Genomic DNA, 1,513 nt, shown 5'->3' on the forward strand with positions numbered 1-1,513 from the left:
CTAAAGAACGATTGCAAGTTCTGTACTGGCTTAAACAGGATAATGCACCGAGTATCAGCGCGATTGCCAAGGCGGTGGGAAAACATCGAAACACACTACAAACCTGGTTATCAATGTACAGAGAAGGGGGAGTGGAAGCGATGTTGGAAATTAAGAAATCGCCTGGGGGAGTGCGAGTGATTCCGCAATGGGCAGAGGATGCTTTGGCGAAGCGGCTACAAGAGAATAACGGATTTCAAAGCTACTACGCGGTGCAACAGTGGTTAGCCGAAACCCTAGGGATAGAGGCGGAATATCATACAGTCTACCAGATGACCCGCTATCGACTTAAAGCAAAACTGAAGGTCGCTCGTCCTCAAAACAGCAAGCAAGACAGTGAGCAACGAGAGAACTTTAAAAAAAACTACACTAGCAAAGTTAGCTAGAGTAACTGTGCTTCCAATGAAGCAAGGTAATCAACTGGAGAACGTCGAAAGCGTAGTTGTTTGACTCGATTGATACGATGTTGTTCTAACTGGGAACGTAATAAACACCAATCTGCTATTGATAAAGGCGCTAATTGCTGGGTACACCAGGTGGTAAGTTGAGTAGCAACACAAGCAATTAATTGAACACTGCCACGTAATACAAGTATTGCCGGAGCGACTTTACGACCTGTACAACGACGATGATGATGGCGTACGGTGCCAAAAAGATGTTCCAAGTCATTGTTGGTTCTGGGTAAACCTGGCACCGAGTAGCAGAAGAATAATCCTGACCAATAACTAGCCGTGACTTTAAGAAAATGGATAATGCCCCCAAGCAAGGAACCAGCACTGGTTTGACGAACAGACATTGCCTCAATTAGAGCAGACAAACAAAGTTGGACAATAGAGGTATCAAATTGCGCGTGATTAGCCAGAATCTGTGCTGCATGGTGAACCCAGTTGTAAGCGATGATAATCGGTGACCACAGGGCTGCGGTTTGTTCTAACCCTTTAGAAAGTAACTGTTTTAACTTAATTAGGGGGAAAGTTAATCCCCTTTTTGAGCTACCCGTTCCAGGCTGTCCTCAATTAGAGTCAATCGTGAGCGTAGTTTTAACCCAGAGGCTTCTAGCGGTGGAACACCGTCATCGGTCAGAGCGCTGCGTACAGCTAAACAATAACTTCGGACAGTTTCAGATCCCAAGTCATTACTGTTAGCAACACTGCGCTCAATGGTTCGCACTCCTCTCACCTGCTTTTTAAGTTCCTTTTTTGCATGGCGGTCGGCGGCATAAATTGGTTTGGCAGCTTCCCGTAAATAGTGAAAATGACATAAACCGTGAGGCACTTGGGGCAATGCCACCTCGACGGCTTTGCGAATCGACTGCTGACCATCACTCACCACTCCAGCAATCGGTACTCCTATTGCCTCTTTTACCTCTCTTAACAGCACCGCTAAATCTTCGCTCCTAGCAGATAATAAAGTTCTTGCCAGGAGGATTTCTCCAGACAGACATTCCCTGATTACCCATAACACTTCATGCCCC

General features: G+C 46.1%; 2 protein-coding genes and 1 pseudogene. 1 reads left to right on the forward strand and 2 read right to left on the reverse strand.

The features are described 5' to 3' along the window. Nucleotides 1-425, forward strand: a 425-nt coding sequence (locus tag AC2VE5_RS27000; protein WP_486890614.1) for a helix-turn-helix domain-containing protein, incomplete at its 5' end; no start/stop codon positions are given. Here AC2VE5_RS27000 and AC2VE5_RS27005 read toward each other — a convergent pair. Further along, the gene (locus tag AC2VE5_RS27005; protein WP_486890615.1) at nucleotides 422-835 is read right to left on the reverse strand and encodes a hypothetical protein; all 414 of its coding nucleotides are present in this window, start codon (nucleotides 833-835) and stop codon (nucleotides 422-424) included. The two genes, AC2VE5_RS27000 and AC2VE5_RS27005, sit on opposite strands and share 4 nt — an antisense overlap. A gap of 179 nt (nucleotides 836-1,014) precedes the next feature. Next, nucleotides 1,015-1,513, reverse strand: a pseudogene (locus tag AC2VE5_RS27010) (ISNCY family transposase); the annotation flags it as partial.

The sequence above is a fragment of the Aliterella sp. E5.1 genome, assembly GCF_057473825.1.

What these genes read in the sequence shown, in the direction of transcription:
- AC2VE5_RS27005 (WP_486890615.1), bottom strand. Translation starts at nt 835, where the DNA reads ATGTCTGTTCGTCAAACCAGTGCTGGTTCCTTGCTTGGGGGCATTATC.